The organism is Dictyobacter alpinus (genome assembly GCF_003967575.1).
Classification (GTDB): Bacteria; Chloroflexota; Ktedonobacteria; order Ktedonobacterales; family Ktedonobacteraceae; genus Dictyobacter; species Dictyobacter alpinus.
Genome location: NZ_BIFT01000002.1, coordinates 2,586,485 through 2,601,573, shown reverse-complemented (window position 1 = coordinate 2,601,573; position 15,089 = coordinate 2,586,485). Strand labels below are relative to the sequence as shown.

Sequence of the window (15,089 nt, the reverse complement as noted above, 5' to 3'; positions counted from 1 at the left end):
CATCAATACTAACAATTCTCTCCATGATGTCTTCAGACATCGATTCGCGTACTTATCAGGACATCGTTGTACTTGAGCTGTTATTTCCGAAGCGAAGGAGTGCCTCGTGAAAAAATTAACGCGATCCACACATGTAATTTCACTCGTCGCCTTGCTATGCTGCCTGGTACCTCTGCTCCAGGCCTGTGGTAGTACTACACCTTCCAATGGGGGAAACGGGCCAGTAACCATTACAGTCGCTTATCAGCAGTTTGGACCACCACCTTATCATGAAGAAGAGTGGTGGAAGAGCGCCAAAGCCAAAATTGAAGCCGCCAATCCTAACATCAAAGTAAAACTGATGCCGGTTATTGCCGATGAAGGTAGTTACTACACCAAACTAGACTTGATGCTACGCTCAAATAATCCACCAGATGTGGTGCGTGAGGATAGCTTCCTGGTTGGATCGGACGTGACGGCTGGCTATCTGGCCCCTATGGATTCTTATCTGGACAAATGGCCGGATTACAAAGCCCAGTGGTTTGATAGTATGCAGAAGATTACAATCTTCAATGGCCATAACTATGGGGTCATGGATGGTACAGATGTGCGCGCTATCTGGTACAACAAAGATATCTTCAAAAAGGCCGGCCTGCCCACGGACTGGCAACCAAAGACCTGGGCAGATATCTTAAGCGCCGCCCACACCATCAAGAAAAAGGTGCCTGGCGTCATTCCGATGAATCTATATTCTGGTGTGCCGATGGACGAGGCTTCGACCATGCAGGGCTTTGAGATGTTACTTTATGGAACCAAGGATACACTCTACAATTACCAGAATAGCAAATGGGTCTCTTCAAGCAAAGGCTTCAAGGATTCCTTGAATTTTGTGAAAGAGGTCTATAATCAATCCGATCTACTTGGACCAACCAACGACATCACGTTGAGCACCACCGCTGGTAATACTATCTCGCAGCAATTAATTCCTCAAGGCAAACTGGCAATCGATATTGATGGTTCATGGATGGGCGGCACCTGGGAAACGGGAGGCTCTACGCCATGGCCACAATGGAAGGATACCATGGGCCTGGCCAAAATGCCCACTCAAAATGGCCAGGATCCCAAGTATGTGACCCTCTCAGGCGGCTGGGCTTACTCGATTGCTGCCCGTTCTCCCCACAAGGATCAGGCGTTTGAGGTTATCAAAACCGCCTTTGCGAAAGATCTGCTAGGAAAATATGATATTCAGACCAACGGTATTGCCCCACGTAAAGATATCGTGAGCCTGCCTGAGTATAGCGCAATCCCCAATTTCCCATTCTTCACCCAGCTAGTGGATTTCACCCAGTTCCGGCCTGGTTTCCCGGCTTATCCGAAGATCTCTGTTCAGATTGACTCGGCAATGCAGCAAGTCATGAACGGTAAGTCGCCGGATGATGCTATGTCAGCCTTTACACAATCAGTGGAATCGATCGCAGGATCGGACAAGACTGAGAAGCATCCGTGACGGTATTCCTGAAGCCATAAAGGGATAATAGAGCGATGGGCCATGCAGTTTATGGCCCATCGCCTCCCCGTTTGTAGTGCTCTTTGATTTTTGTAGGAGAAATGTGCATGCAGGTGGATACCTCAATCGATACACGAGCCACGGAACAATCATCACGCACCATTAAGAGAAAACGGAATCGGCAGCTACGGATCAGCTTATTGTTCATGGCACCTGCGTTTCTGGTCATCGCGATTTTCATGTTGGGTCCAGCCTTCTGGTCGATTTATGTCTCGTTTACAAATATGGCTTTGACCGGCGTGGGGGCTGCAACGCCTCAGTTTGTCGGCTTTGATAACTTTGTGCATATCTTCCGCGACGGAGAATTTCTGAATTCACTGCGTGTCTCACTGACATATCTGGTATTTTCAGCTTTAATTGGACAGGCAGGACTGGGATTATTACTGGCACTATTGATGCGGCATCGTAACGCAACCTTCAAGGCGATTCTCGGCGCGATTATTGTTGCAGCCTGGGTGATTCCTGATGTAGTAGCCGGCTTTGTGTGGAGCGCCTTCCTGGCTGGAGGCCCGCAGAGTGTACTAGATCCTGGCTTGCTCAATACGATTTTTTCTACCTTTGGTCTTCCCAAACATGCCTGGTTACAGGAAGCACCAATGACGATGGTGGTGATCGCCAACATCTGGCGCGGTACGGCCTTTTCGATGTTGCTCTATGCATCGGCCCTGGAAAGCATACCGCAAGAACTGACAGAAGCTTCGTCTATTGATGGCGCGAATGCCTGGACAAGTTTGCGGTATATTATCCTGCCGCTGATTAGAGGTGCCATCGGTACCGACCTGCTACTGATTACACTGGCTACCTTGTCTGACTTTACACTGGTCTATGTTTTGACGGCAGGTAGTAATATCAATACCGAGCTGATGACTATTTACCAATACCGCCAGGCATTCCAATTCTATCAGATTGGTTATGGTAGCGCCATTGCACTCTTGATTATCGCGGCCGGAGCGATTCTGTCTTTGATTTATACACGCATTTTGCGCGTCGATTTATAGTACAGATGAGGTTATAGTATGGTTCGTCGAGCGCTGATTTCTACGATCATGTATATCTTTCTAACTCTACTAGGTCTGTTCTTCCTGGTGCCACTCCTGTGGCCGGTACTGGCAAGTATCAATACATCTGCCTCGCTGGCAGTCAAATGGCCAGACCATCCCAGTTTTGATAACTATACAACCATCCTGACAAATGGAGTTGTCATACCACCCTTTACCAATAGCGCGATTATGGCCATCAGCACCATGGTACTAGTAGTAATCCTGGCAGGACTGGCGGCATATCCTCTTTCACGCTTTCAGTTTCGCTTCAAAAATACCCTGATGCTAGCGGTTCTGTTTGCCAGCGCCTTACCAATTCTGGCCCTGGTCACACCCCTCTATGCCATGTACGTCACACTCAATCTGGTTGATACCCTGCAAGGCGTGATCCTCTTCTTTGTCGCCAGCGCCCTCCCCTTCAGCATCTGGCTGATGAAGAACTTTCTGGATTCTGTGCCCTACGAACTGGAGGAAGCCGCCTGGATTGATGGAGCCTCTACTTTTACTGCCCTGGTCCGCGTAGTACTCCCACTCTGCGCTCCTGGTATCTCCGTCGTTGCTGTCTGGAGCTTTCTCGGTGCCTGGACCAACTTCTTTGTACCCTTGATTCTCCTGCAAACACAGGAATTGGAGCCTGCCTCGGTCAACATCTATACCTTCTTTGGTAGCTACGGCCAGGTCAATTATGGACAACTGGCCGCCTACGCCATGCTCTATGCATTGCCCGCCGTGGCGCTCTACACCCTCGTCTCTCGCTTCTTCGTCAAAGGTATCAGCGGCGGCCTTAAAGGCTAACCACCATCTGAAAGGAATCTGCCTCCCATTTATAGAGAAGCCAGATTCCTTTTGCTATAGAATGGGCTTACAACATAGTTTCTTTTTATCCTGACAATTTTCTATAGCATGATATGTGAGTATTGGCAGTACAAAAACACCTTAAAAAACCACTAGTCATACCATGCTGTCTCTGCTATACTTTCTCTACAACTAGATACATACAAGACAATGCATATATGTATGGCAGCCGGCTATGTAATCCATCAAGATACACAGCCCAACACACTTCTACCTCCAACGTAAAAACGTTTCGTAGCACGAACGTAGATTGTCTGTCCTTAGTTACGTCACCGTAATAGCAAGAAAACCCTCATATTCTGTGTTACTGATCAAGCACCGTCTATTTCTTTTCCTATGATCTGGGAGATTTAGTTCACCAGAGCATAATACCTGCAATATTATTGAAATGCAAACGTGAATATACTCAGCAAGCAAGGCACACTGTTCACTATTGCAGCACTACATGGACCATTGATCGAATAGGACACAGGAGAACGTTCAATGTCAACACCTTTTGGAATGGCGGGTGAGGGACAGGAGACCATACGCCTGGGTATGCCAGAAACTATACGCAACTCGATGCAGATGCCACGCATACCTCGTGCCTCACGGCAGATACAACCAAAAAGAACGACTGGGACACAACAGAGGAATACTACGGGCACCCAGGTAGGACGCCCTACAAAGCGCCCATTACCAATAACTGAGACACATGAGGCGCCAGGTCCAGTACAACCGCATCCAAAGAGGCACTGGCTGGTATCACTCGGACTTGGCATGGTGTTGATGCTCGTCATCGTGTTTTGCTGGCAGTTCGTGGCCCAGCGGACGGGAAGTTTCTATGCTGACTGGCAGTATGGTCATCCGAGGACATTCCAGACCGATGCCTTTGTAGGACATGAAAGTGTCGCGACCATTCCTAGCCATTTTATTGTCGTCAATCTGAATGGCATGATTCAAATACTTGAATTGCCAGGTGGCGACCAGACCAAAGTTCAGCGCTTCCAGATCACACAATTATCGGGCGCAAATGCAGCTGATGTCCCGGTCACCATCGAGTTTGTAGATCCAAATCATACCCATCATCCAGACATGCTGGTGCATATTCAAGATGCACAAATACTCCTTAAAAACGAAAAAGGCACTTTTCACGTCGTGAATCATTAAATTATGAGATTAATTATAGAAAGAAGAGCGGTCTAATCCGGAACATTGAATACGCATCTGAACTGGAATTGGTCACGGCTCTTCTTTTTCGTAACAGGTAAACACTCGATAAAAAAGAGAATTGACAGCAATGAATGAATATGTTATTTTCATATGCGGAGGTTAAAAATGCGTTACATGTTGCATTATACTTTTATCAAATAAGCCGCACTCCGGACCCTGTGTCCTTCCACCTCAGTGCACAAGGCACAATCCTCTCATACCCTTCATGAAGAGGCGTGTATTTCTTTGCCACGTTTAGCAAGCGTGTGAATGCCTGTATGCATTATGATAAGGGAACACCAAATTTTCCTGGCAGGTTTCACTACCGCACATGCACCTGCCAAAATTTACGTAGAAGCCTGGCAGTACATTTCATAGTTCATAGGTAAGAGGCGACAACATGGATATTTTCTTACAAAACCATCAATACAACTATATTATGCGGCAAGGTCGGCTGATCATGTCCACCATAAGAACCTGCACCGACAATCAGGTTATAGAAACGTTCAAATACAGCGCGGTAAGCAAAGTATTGGATGCTTGCCCTGGTCTCAGTGAAGAGCACCAGCAATTGCTGAAAAGATTGGGTGATTTGCAGACAGCAGAAGAACTACAACTATATCTGGACAAAATACTACAGTGTACCTTCAAATTTCCCGCAATTACTGAAACCCGATTACAGCGCCTGTTTCCAAAGGTCAAGAAACTCAGTATGCCTGATCTTACAGAGATCGATGAACGTCCTCTGACATACTTTACCTGGATGGATACAGCCACAAATAAGCATTATCTTGTTTATTACCGACAGCCTCAACCGAGTAAAGAGGCCGCTGGCAAGCTCGTTGGCATTCAGGGCCAGTATACATCGACAAACAAGACGGGAATCTGCGCCTTCTGTAAAAAGACCGGTGATGCAAGCTTATTCTCCGTCAGAGCCAAAACCAGGAGTGCCCAGTCGCCTGATTATTATCGCTCAGTAGGCCAGTATATCTGTCTGGACAGCAAAGTCTGTAACACCCAGATCACAGAGCTAGATGCATTGGAGAGCTTTATCGAGTCTGTATCCAGATAATATCAGGCACCAGACTAGATAACATGTGTATATGCTATACTGAATGCTGCGAAATATCGCTCGCAGCATTCAGTATAGTAGAAAACCTCCTATTATTTTCAAAATTAGCATATCAATATCACTAACTCCATCCCCAAACCCTCCCCTTAGAACACCTTTATACACAAAGGGGTGTCTGTCATTCATTTTTTATCAAGATCGACATGAGCGGAAGATCGGAGGCCCAATTCATTTCACATGAAGAGTCGCCTGGAACGGAGAGACCGCATCGTGTTGAAACAACCGAATCGAGAGGGGAGGAGACGGCCCATGTCAAAGCGCCTGTTTACGATCATGATTGCCGTCTCCTTGCTCTACATCAAGGTCCCTGAGTATGTCCACGATGGTGTGCATGTCGTTGCAACAAAATGCATGACACCCTGCGTAGAAATACTGCTATCTATTTATGACCATCTATGCTATACTATTATCATAAACAAACAATAAGTAAGTAGATAGCAGATAAACAGGAGATTCCAGGCATGGCAATTGATCCAATCGCACAGCAACAGCAAAATGCGCAGAACTGGCCGTTACGCCGCGTTGGCCTACGTGTCCAGAATATGCAGCGTAGCATTGATTATTATCAACGTCTGGGACTCGCTATCGTGCGCGATGAGCGTGACCAGGATGGGAATGGGAGCGTCGGACTGGGGGCCGATGAGCATGAAGTCCTGCAACTGCGCACTCTGGCAGGTGGACGGCCACGCCCGCGCCATACCGCTGGCCTGTTCCATTTCGCCTTGCTGGTCCCTGATGAGCCGGAACTAGGTTCCTTTTTGCAGTATGTTCTGGATAGTCAGCATAATGTGCCCCTGGGAGGTGCCTCAGATCACCTGGTCAGTCAGGCTCTCTACCTGACCGATCCAGAAGGGAATGGGATTGAAGTGTATGTTGATCGCCCTCGTACGGAATGGCCGATTCGTAATGGAGTCGTTGCCATGGATACATTGCCACTCGATGCACCCCATCTGTTAAAACAGGCTCATGATTTCAAGGGATTCTCCAGTGGACTACGCCTTGGTCATATGCATCTCAATGTAGGTGATCTCGATCGTACCTATAATTTCTATCAACATACCCTTGGAATGCAGCGTATGATCGGCATCGAGCAGCAAGCCTACTTTCTGTCCTGGGATGGCTATCACCACCATCTTGGCACCAATCTATGGGCTGGTCGCAACGTCAAACAGGTCGAGCCAGATATGTATGGCATCGACTTCTACGAAATTAAGCGACCAGGCATGGAACCCGCAACCATCCAGGATCCGGATGGAGTAACGGTAATTATGCTGCCATAGGTGGAACCATGATCATGATCATCTGGTTCGGGCTCGAACATAGTCACGTGGTCGAGGCGAGAAGATTTTTCCAATCAAGGCACCGATCGTGGCAATCAGAGTATTAATACCAATCCAGATAATCATGATCAGCGCATCAATGATAAGAATAGTCGTAATTGGTAGCTGAGGGCCAAGATTGATCTGAATTGATTGGATCGAGATCAATATACCACGTTGCGCTAATTGATCATGTAGCTGTTGCAGTAGTTGTGGGGAAACAATAATGGGTGGATTAAACAAAGAGAAGATATAGACATAGATTCCGAGAAAGAGACCCACAATAAAGCCTGTCCAGACTCCTGCCCCTGAACCAGTATCGACTCGCCCAGATCCAAGTGTGCCAATCAGGCCGGCCAGAAAAGGCGTACCGAAGAGTGCAATGAGGAAGGCCACTGCTGGAATTGCATTATTGGATGGGAAGTTATGAAAATCTGTCCAGAAGCCAATTCCGAAGATGACGAGGCCGGCGATCATAGCCAGGGTCAGGCCGCTGGTTAAAGCGATATTACTTCTACGATGGATGGCTGCAGATTGATAATATGAGTGTTGCATAGAAGTCCCTTTCATAAATGATCTTGTCTATTATGTTTACGTTGAAAGGAAACATATGGGTAGAGAAATATAGCTTGAGTATAGCATATGTTTTTGCTTTGTTGTGTAGGGGTTTCCAGGGCTGACTCCTCGCGCCTGCGGCGCTCGCTTATTATTGTGTGGGGTTGGGCGGCTGCGGCCGCCCAACCCCACACAATAATAAGGGGGAGCTGGCTTTTTATTTTATAGGGAGAGGGCTTCGCTACCCACACAAATAATAAGAGGTGGCTGGCTTTTTGTTTTATGGGGCTGGAGCGCAGAAAAACTACTCAGAGTAGAGATTTTTGTTGTCTCTGCCTGGCTGCCTGCAAGGCTTCTTGTATTTCAATGCCGTTCCAGGGAGCATTTTCTTGCAGCCAGATAGCACGCTCAAGTTGCTTACCTTCCGCTTGCCGGAATTGGGATAGCAGATAGGGGCGATACAGTTGCAGGAAATGGCGCTCAAAATACAGCATACGTTCACAAATAGCACGTAATTTTGCACGCATGGTAGGATCCGCAGGAATAAGATACTGCCATTCGCCGCGGCAGTAGAGATAAATATCTTCTAACAGTGTAGACCACTCATCGCCAATATACTGACGATACAGCCGCTGGCAATCCCGTTTCCGTGCTACATATTGTCCGGCTTGTGAAGCCAACAGAGCGGTTGCCGCCCAGCCAGAGGTACGGATGATATCGCGCGTACAAGGCACTTCAGTACCGTCCGACAACAGTAGTGTGCGCCTGGTATAGCCAAAAAACTCATCGTCCGGATCTGGAAAATTCAATGGAAGCTGGAACGGTATGGGCCGCTGATAAACATTGAGACAGAGCCAGTACGCGGCATGCATGCGATCAGAGGTCCATTCGACCAGCGGCAATAGTGGATAACGCTGACAAATATCCTCCCCATAGATCAAGCGACCTCCAAACTTCATAGCCGGCCACACACCTTCCTGCAAGCTTGTCTCATCAACAAACGTCGGATCAAGCTCAATCTCCTCGGGTAGAGAGAGTTGCTGCCAGAGCTGATCGGCATCTACTGACAAAGAAGAGTCTCCAGCTTGAGTCCGAAAAATAACGACGATATCCACATCACTGGTCTGTACCGCCGTGGCATCCGCATAGCTCCCTTCTACATAATAAGCTGCCACACGGCCAGGAAAAGTATACTCATACAGCTCGACAAAACGCTGCAAGGCAGACTGCACATCTTTATCATGAAAAGCACTGAGAAGATCAATTTTCATAGTATAGTCCATAGGCCTCTCGGTAAATAACAACAATCATCATAAGTAATGATACATTAAAAAATATATTGTATATCAAAATAATAGAGCTAGACATTTGCCAGCGCGTTTGTCACAAACGCGCTGAACACATATAATGAAGAGGTGAAGCGGATAGTGGTGGGACAGGGACGTTTATTTTTAGTGCTAGTGCAAGTTAAGGATAGTGCGATGATTATTTTAGAGACGGAACAGTTGCTTTTCCGGCCATTGACGCTGGACGACCTGGATGATATGACCGCCCTCTACACCGATCCGGAGGTGACTCGCTTTCTGGGCGGCCCTCGCAGTCGAGATGAGGTAAAGCGCGTCTTGAACGGATATATTCGGGAATATCAGATTTATGGACATTCGTTTTTTGCGACGATTCGTAAAAGCGACCAGAGTTTTATTGGCCATTGCGGTCTGCTGAAACAAGAAGTTCAGGGTCAGGAAGAGATTGAGCTGGCCTATGTACTGGCGCGGCCTTACTGGCAGAATAATCTGGCTTTAGAGGGGACTGCCGCACTCAAAGAATATGGTCTGAATCAACTAGGCTTTACGCGCCTGGTCTCTTTGATTCCCCCTGATAATGCCGTTTCTATTCATATCGCTGAACGAATCGGTATGCAATATGAGCGTGACGTGGATCAGTGGGGACAGCACTTCCACCTCTATGCAATCAATAAACCTAAACCAGCTGGAGCGGAATAAAACGACAAGAAGCATGCTGAGACACGGCGATTGCTGGTCTCAGCATGCTTCTTTTTATGGCAAATTTTCAGCGCGAGCATTCCAGATGAGGAGCCGGCAGCTTAAAGCCGCACATCGTCTTCTTCAGGAATGCGTGTAGGAATATTTGTTGCCGACTCGCTAGCCTCTGGTTGAGAAACTAGCACCTCTGGTTGACGTTTCTCACGCACAACAAAGATGGCGAGACACAGTCCAATAGTCACAAAAATCAGGCAGACCCAGATGGCCGAACGAAAACCCAGGGCCAGCGCATCAGCACTCTTACTGCCATGCGCCTGGAGAAAAGCAGTCTGGCCGGTAGCGATAGCGGTAACAACCGCTAATACCAGGCTGGAGCCAACCTGCTCACTGGTATTAAGCAATCCAGAAGCCAGACCTTGTTCTTCGTTGTGTATCCCCGTCGTCGCAGCAATCGTAACCGCAGTAAAGACAAATCCCATGCCAAGCCCAACAACAAGCATTCCTGGCAATAAAGCGCTCACATAGCTACTAGTAGCCGAAAGCACCAGGAAGAGCGCCTCTCCGCAAGCGGTGACACTGATACTGGCGATCAAAATCGGGCGCACCCCAATCCGTGAAACCAGGCTCGATGCGACATTAGAGAGTAAAAACAGAATAAAGGCCATCGGCAAAAAAGCCAGGCCCGTCATGATCGCATCATAATGCAGGACGCGCTGCATAAAGAGCGTCAGAACGAAAATGATTGCCCCGAAAGTACCAGGCAACAGAAAGGCAATGAGATTCGCACCAGTCAATGTGCGCATACGGAAAATATCCAGCCGCACCAGGGGATCCCGCGTATGCGCTTCGATAAACACAAAGGAGACTAGCAAAATCACTCCCAGCGCTAAAAATCCCAGGATCTGCCAGGAGAGCCAGCCGATCTCGTTGCCACGTGCAAGCGCATAGACAAGCAAGACGATGCCTGCGGTCACCGTTACTGCGCCCAATATATCCAGGCTCTTGCGCGACTCTTGCGTCTGGCTGTTAGGAATCAGAAATGGTGTCAGAATACAAGCGAGCAGGCCTACAGGTACATTGACGAACATAACCCAGCGCCAGCCAGGACCGGCAGTAAGCAGGCCGCCCAGGATAGCTCCTGCCGCGAAGGCTGTCGATGCGACCGCCCCCATGACACCCAGCGCCCGGTTACGTTCTGGTCCTTCAGCAAACAGCGAGGTAACCAGCGCCAGAGATGTCGGAGCCACGACCGCTGCGCCCAACCCCTGGATAGCCCGCGCAATAATCAACCATTCGCCTGTTCTGGCCAATCCACCAGCCAGTGAAGCCAGTGAAAAAACCACCAGACTGGCGAGAAAGAGCCGTCGCCGCCCAAATAGATCGGCCGCACGGCCACCCAGCAATAAGAAACCGCCGAAGGTCAACGAATATGCACTCACAATCCACTGTAGATTCTGCGTAGTCATTCCCAGATCGTTCTGCATTGAAGGCAAAGCCACATTGACAATTGAGAAATCCAACACGACCATAAATTGTGCCATACATAACAAAGCTAAGACAAAGCTGCGCTGAGCTATCTTTTTACCCGAATGCAACATACCATTCCTTAAACTACTTGTACGCTATAGACAATGCGAACTTCCATTATAGACGTATACATTCTGAAATTGGTAGCAAAAATGTGTAACGATTTGGTACCAAAGACAGATATATATAATGAGAGACTTTTTAGACAGACAAGGGGAAAATTATCATGCCAGTAAGAAAAAAGACCTTCATTAACAACAACGTAACAAACACCAGAAAGAATATCAATCAGGCAGTACAGGATACGCAGGAAATCGAGCGCCTGACCAACCTGCTACCGATTGATGATGAGAAAGCCACGGCATTATTAAGCATGCTGATGGTTGAAAATCATAAGATTCTACGCCTCTCATTACTCGAAAGCTTTTGAGAAACGCGAGAAACACAGCAGGTCATCAGAGGGTAAACCTGAAAAGTAGAATGATTTTCAGCTATAGAAAAGCCTGGCACGATTATTGTTATAAATCATTGCGGCCAGGCTTTGTTCGTTATATGATCACATACTACGCTTGCTTAACGTTGCTAAAAACTCACGATTATTTTTTGACTTTGCCAGTTGCTGGATAAAAGCTTCCATAGCATCTGCCCCCTGTTGATCAGAGAGTTGGGAAAACATACGGCGCATCGTGACAACAGCCTGATAGGTGGGCTGATCATAGAGCAACTCTTCGCGACGCGTACCTGAAAGGGCGATATCAATGGCAGGAAAGAGGCGGCGCTCAGCCAGTTTACGGCTCAGGACCAGCTCCATATTGCCAGTTCCTTTGAGTTCCTCATAGATCACATCATCCATACGGCTTCCAGTCTCAATCAAAGCGGTCGCAATCACGGTCAGGCTGCCACCCTCTTCGATTTTACGGGCCGCGCCAAAGAAGCGCTTGGGCATCGTCATCGCACTAGGATCCAGGCCGCCTGATAGGCTACGTCCACTGGCCTCAACCGTTAGATTATAGGCTCGCGATAAACGCGTCAGACTATCCAGCAACACCACAACATCTTTGCCCTCTTCAACCAGGCGCTTGGCTCGCTCCAGGACCATCTCGGCCAGATGGGTGTGCGCGTAAGCAGGTTCGTCAAAGGTAGAGCTAATAACCTCGCCATTGATGGCCCGCTTGAGGTCAGTGACCTCTTCTGGACGCTCGCCAATCAAGGTCATCAAAAGATAGACATCCGGATAATTGATGGAAATGGCGTTGGCGATTGCCTTTAGCAGTAGCGTCTTACCGGCTTTAGGAGGAGCCACAATCAGGCCGCGCTGACCGCGTCCCATTGGAGAAACCAGATTCATCAAGCGGCCAGAAATGTTATTGGGATCACTTTCCAGATCAAACATCTCGTGCGGAAAAACAGGGGTAAGGGTATCAAAGCGCGGGCGTGGATGCGTTAATTCAGCACTACGTCCATTCACCTGCTCCACGCGTAGCAAGCCACCATACTGCTCACGATCCTTGGGGGGCCGCACCTGACCGGCCACAAAATCGCCCTGGCGCAAACCAAAGCGGCGAATCTGCGAATGTGAAACATAGATATCCTGAGGGCTGGGGAGGTAGCGCTCCGAACGCAGAAAACCATAACCGTCTTCAACAATATCCAGCACACCAGAACCCGGCACGGCTAACTCCTGGTCCGAGAGGGGGGCCGAAGGTCGCGCAGGTGCTGACGCTGACTGGTTCTTCATCTGATCAAAGGTGCCTGTATTTGCATGCACAAATGATTGAAGCGCATGCCGTCCATCTTCATGCCCTGGCAAGGCACTGCTTGTATTATTCATAGTTGAGTAAGTATCTTTCATAAGGTCAAATGGTAGCGATCCCAGGAGATGGGCCGTACCTTTCTCCTTTCAGTGAAACGTGTCTCTTATAGAGGGAAATGAGGGAGCACTATGGGTACATTTCATATCATTACATGAGAATTCCCACCATGCTAACGAAACACTAATGGAGTAACAAAGAATAGCATCAAAAACAGATCCGCAACATCGACAATGTGTGTTTGAACCCGGTGGATAATGAAGGGATGATGGCTACATTAGTATAAACACTGAGAGGATTGGTCATATTCCCGTTTTCACCACCAGTATATCTGTCAAAGAAACCAGGTGTTCATTGTGTACTTCATATGACCATTGATCGTCAGGATCGACTATTCCATACAGAGAATTTCTCTACTGCTAGACGTAAACAACTCTTGACTTTCAAACTTTTTCTGGCTATAATAATTATGCGTATATGCGCATAATCGCAAATTATATGTGGTATAGAAAAGGATAAAGAAATGGAATTCGAAAATAAGGGACCAACAAGCGAAATAACGATTCAGGTCGTCTTTGATCCTGTCAGTAACGCCCTGAACAGCTTTGCATTACTGAGCGAAAAGGATGTCGAACAGCGCACCGATCTGAGTCCATGGGTAGTACAGACCGCAACCAGTATGACTCCTGAGCAGAGGGAAACGAATCGGTTGGTGTTTGCTGGCTTGCAAGATACGTTGACACCTCAGCGTGACGAACCAAACTTCCCATCTTATCTACATAATTTGCAAGAGCTGAATGCGTATGTGTTACGCAAACGTGTGCTGGAGCCACTACGGCGGCGTTTCTCCCACCAGACCGGGGCCGCGCCACCACACACAAAATACCTGATTACAGATCTGGCAACATATCTGGATACCGTCAGGCAGACGCAAGATGAACTAACATTTGATGCAGAACTGCAAACGCAGGTTCATACACTGTTACAGCATCCAGAAGAGCTGAAGCAAAGCATTGTATCCCATCTGGAATCGATGTGGGGAAGCTACTTCGCTCATGAATGGAGGCGCATCGAGAGACGATTACACTGGCAATCCGATATGTTTGCGAATAGCCTGCGACCTGATGCATCATTAGCGGAAACATTCCAGGAATTTACTGGCCGCCAGCTTGCCAGTGAGATTATACAAAAGATCGGAGACTGTACCCAAATCCTCTTGCTACCATCCTGGCATACAGGACGGCATGTCTCTGTCTGGAAGGCAGCGGACTGGAATGGTGAGGAATGGGGTGGTCAGGAGGTGGCACGAATCTTTTTCAGTGAGCCACCTACATACGATGTAGCGCAGCTGCGTTCAACACCTATCAAGCAAGCTGAACTCCAGGCCCGTCTGGGAGCCCTGGCCGATGAGACACGCCTGAGAATCATCGAGCTACTCACCCGGCATAGCGAGTTACAGTCCCAGGAAATCATTGCGGCCCTGGATCTAAGCCAGTCCAGTATCTCACGCCACCTGAAGCAGCTAGTTTCCATGGGATATCTTTACGAGCGTCGCGGTGAAGGAGCCAACAAAACCTATCGGCTTAGCTCCTACCACTTTGCGCGCACCGCTCAAGCAGTACAGAAACTGGCGCAAGACGATCCAGCAACGCAGACAGAGCAAGAAAGCACAGGTAGTTACAACCAGGGTCTCAAGCGTTTCATGAATCAGGAAGGTCGGCTGACCATGTGGCCGCCATCCAAACAAGGAGACAAGCTACTGATCCTGGAACATCTGGCCAGCTTCTTCCAGACCGGTAAGATGTATAGCGAGAAAGAGGTCAATGATCTCCTGCTCAAGCATACAACCTTCAAAGATCCGGCCGCCCTACGGCGTGGTTTATATGAATACCGCTTTATGAGCCGCAAACCCGATGGTTCGCAATACTGGTTAATTGAAGCCTGATCAAAGAAAACCGTGGTAGGATCTACCACGGTTTTTTATATACTTTTTAGCTGCATTACTTGAAGCGCATTGAGCTCACCATGCGTACACTATATGGATCAAATATTCATAGAAGTTTATTTAACTTCACCTACAATTTTCTGTCACTATTACTTTACTCTATGT

13 protein-coding genes are annotated in these 15,089 nt (G+C 48.0%); 9 read left to right on the top strand and 4 right to left on the bottom strand.

Annotated features, from left to right (window positions below):
* Positions 1–106: 106 nt before the first annotated feature.
* The 6 genes from EL633_RS32895 to EL633_RS32870 all read left to right on the top strand — a co-directional run bounded on the left by EL633_RS32895 (position 107) and on the right by EL633_RS32870 (position 7,044).
* Entirely contained in the window at positions 107–1,486 is a 1,380-nt protein-coding gene (locus EL633_RS32895) for an extracellular solute-binding protein (RefSeq protein WP_161982649.1), read from the top strand.
* A gap of 107 nt (positions 1,487–1,593) precedes the next feature.
* The gene (locus EL633_RS32890) at positions 1,594–2,544 is read left to right on the top strand and encodes a carbohydrate ABC transporter permease (RefSeq protein ID WP_161982648.1); all 951 of its coding nucleotides are present in this window, start codon (positions 1,594–1,596) and stop codon (positions 2,542–2,544) included.
* An 18-nt stretch (positions 2,545–2,562) separates the two neighbouring features.
* A complete protein-coding gene (locus tag EL633_RS32885) occupies positions 2,563–3,381 on the top strand; it encodes a carbohydrate ABC transporter permease (RefSeq protein ID WP_126631436.1) in 819 nt (272 codons plus the stop codon).
* A gap of 543 nt (positions 3,382–3,924) precedes the next feature.
* Positions 3,925–4,590 carry a hypothetical protein gene (locus tag EL633_RS32880; RefSeq protein ID WP_126631435.1) on the top strand — a complete coding sequence of 222 codons (666 nt, stop codon included), beginning with the start codon at positions 3,925–3,927 and terminating at the stop codon, positions 4,588–4,590.
* A gap of 442 nt (positions 4,591–5,032) precedes the next feature.
* Positions 5,033–5,704 (top strand): FusB/FusC family EF-G-binding protein, encoded by a 672-nt coding sequence (locus EL633_RS32875; protein WP_126631434.1) that lies wholly within the window; start codon positions 5,033–5,035, stop codon positions 5,702–5,704.
* A 521-nt stretch (positions 5,705–6,225) separates the two neighbouring features.
* Complete coding sequence (locus EL633_RS32870; RefSeq protein ID WP_126631433.1) at positions 6,226–7,044, top strand: VOC family protein; 819 nt, start codon at positions 6,226–6,228, stop codon at positions 7,042–7,044.
* A gap of 18 nt (positions 7,045–7,062) precedes the next feature.
* Here EL633_RS32870 and EL633_RS32865 read toward each other — a convergent pair whose 3' ends face one another.
* Together EL633_RS32865 and EL633_RS32860 are read right to left on the bottom strand one after the other, a co-directional pair.
* Positions 7,063–7,638 (bottom strand): hypothetical protein, encoded by a 576-nt coding sequence (locus tag EL633_RS32865; RefSeq protein ID WP_126631432.1) that lies wholly within the window; start codon positions 7,636–7,638, stop codon positions 7,063–7,065.
* Between the two features lie 308 nt (positions 7,639–7,946).
* Positions 7,947–8,909: a nucleotidyltransferase domain-containing protein gene (locus EL633_RS32860; protein WP_126631431.1), complete on the bottom strand. Its 963-nt coding sequence runs from the start codon at positions 8,907–8,909 to the stop codon at positions 7,947–7,949.
* Positions 8,910–9,119: 210 nt separating this feature from the next.
* On the opposite strand from EL633_RS32860, the gene EL633_RS32855 reads away from it, so the two are divergent.
* A complete protein-coding gene (locus tag EL633_RS32855) occupies positions 9,120–9,641 on the top strand; it encodes a GNAT family N-acetyltransferase (RefSeq protein ID WP_126631430.1) in 522 nt (173 codons plus the stop codon).
* A 101-nt stretch (positions 9,642–9,742) separates the two neighbouring features.
* Here EL633_RS32855 and EL633_RS32850 read toward each other — a convergent pair whose 3' ends face one another.
* Entirely contained in the window at positions 9,743–11,239 is a 1,497-nt protein-coding gene (locus tag EL633_RS32850; RefSeq protein WP_126631429.1) for an MFS transporter, read from the bottom strand.
* A 155-nt stretch (positions 11,240–11,394) separates the two neighbouring features.
* Between EL633_RS32850 and EL633_RS32845 the strand changes: the two genes are divergently transcribed.
* On the top strand, positions 11,395–11,598 hold the full coding sequence (locus EL633_RS32845) for a hypothetical protein (RefSeq protein WP_126631428.1): 204 nt from the start codon (positions 11,395–11,397) through the stop codon (positions 11,596–11,598).
* A gap of 126 nt (positions 11,599–11,724) precedes the next feature.
* On the opposite strand, the gene rho is transcribed toward EL633_RS32845, so the two are convergent.
* Entirely contained in the window at positions 11,725–12,999 is a 1,275-nt protein-coding gene (rho, locus tag EL633_RS32840) for a transcription termination factor Rho (protein WP_126631427.1), read from the bottom strand.
* Between the two features lie 503 nt (positions 13,000–13,502).
* On the opposite strand from rho, the gene EL633_RS32835 reads away from it, so the two are divergent.
* The gene (locus EL633_RS32835) at positions 13,503–14,924 is read left to right on the top strand and encodes a DUF2087 domain-containing protein (RefSeq protein WP_126631426.1); all 1,422 of its coding nucleotides are present in this window, start codon (positions 13,503–13,505) and stop codon (positions 14,922–14,924) included.
* The last annotated feature ends 165 nt before the right edge of the window (positions 14,925–15,089 follow it).

Bases quoted from the DNA above. Each gene is read 5' to 3' on its own strand.
- EL633_RS32890 (WP_161982648.1), top strand. From the start codon at position 1,594: ATGCAGGTGGATACCTCAATCGATACACGAGCCACGGAACAATCATCA.
- EL633_RS32885 (WP_126631436.1), top strand. From the start codon at position 2,563: ATGGTTCGTCGAGCGCTGATTTCTACGATCATGTATATCTTTCTAACT.
- EL633_RS32880 (WP_126631435.1), top strand. From the start codon at position 3,925: ATGTCAACACCTTTTGGAATGGCGGGTGAGGGACAGGAGACCATACGC.
- EL633_RS32875 (WP_126631434.1), top strand. From the start codon at position 5,033: ATGGATATTTTCTTACAAAACCATCAATACAACTATATTATGCGGCAA.
- EL633_RS32870 (WP_126631433.1), top strand. From the start codon at position 6,226: ATGGCAATTGATCCAATCGCACAGCAACAGCAAAATGCGCAGAACTGG.
- EL633_RS32865 (WP_126631432.1), bottom strand. From the start codon at position 7,638: ATGCAACACTCATATTATCAATCTGCAGCCATCCATCGTAGAAGTAAT.
- EL633_RS32860 (WP_126631431.1), bottom strand. From the start codon at position 8,909: ATGAAAATTGATCTTCTCAGTGCTTTTCATGATAAAGATGTGCAGTCT.
- EL633_RS32855 (WP_126631430.1), top strand. From the start codon at position 9,120: ATGATTATTTTAGAGACGGAACAGTTGCTTTTCCGGCCATTGACGCTG.
- EL633_RS32850 (WP_126631429.1), bottom strand. From the start codon at position 11,239: ATGTTGCATTCGGGTAAAAAGATAGCTCAGCGCAGCTTTGTCTTAGCT.
- EL633_RS32845 (WP_126631428.1), top strand. From the start codon at position 11,395: ATGCCAGTAAGAAAAAAGACCTTCATTAACAACAACGTAACAAACACC.
- rho (WP_126631427.1), bottom strand. From the start codon at position 12,999: ATGAATAATACAAGCAGTGCCTTGCCAGGGCATGAAGATGGACGGCAT.
- EL633_RS32835 (WP_126631426.1), top strand. From the start codon at position 13,503: ATGGAATTCGAAAATAAGGGACCAACAAGCGAAATAACGATTCAGGTC.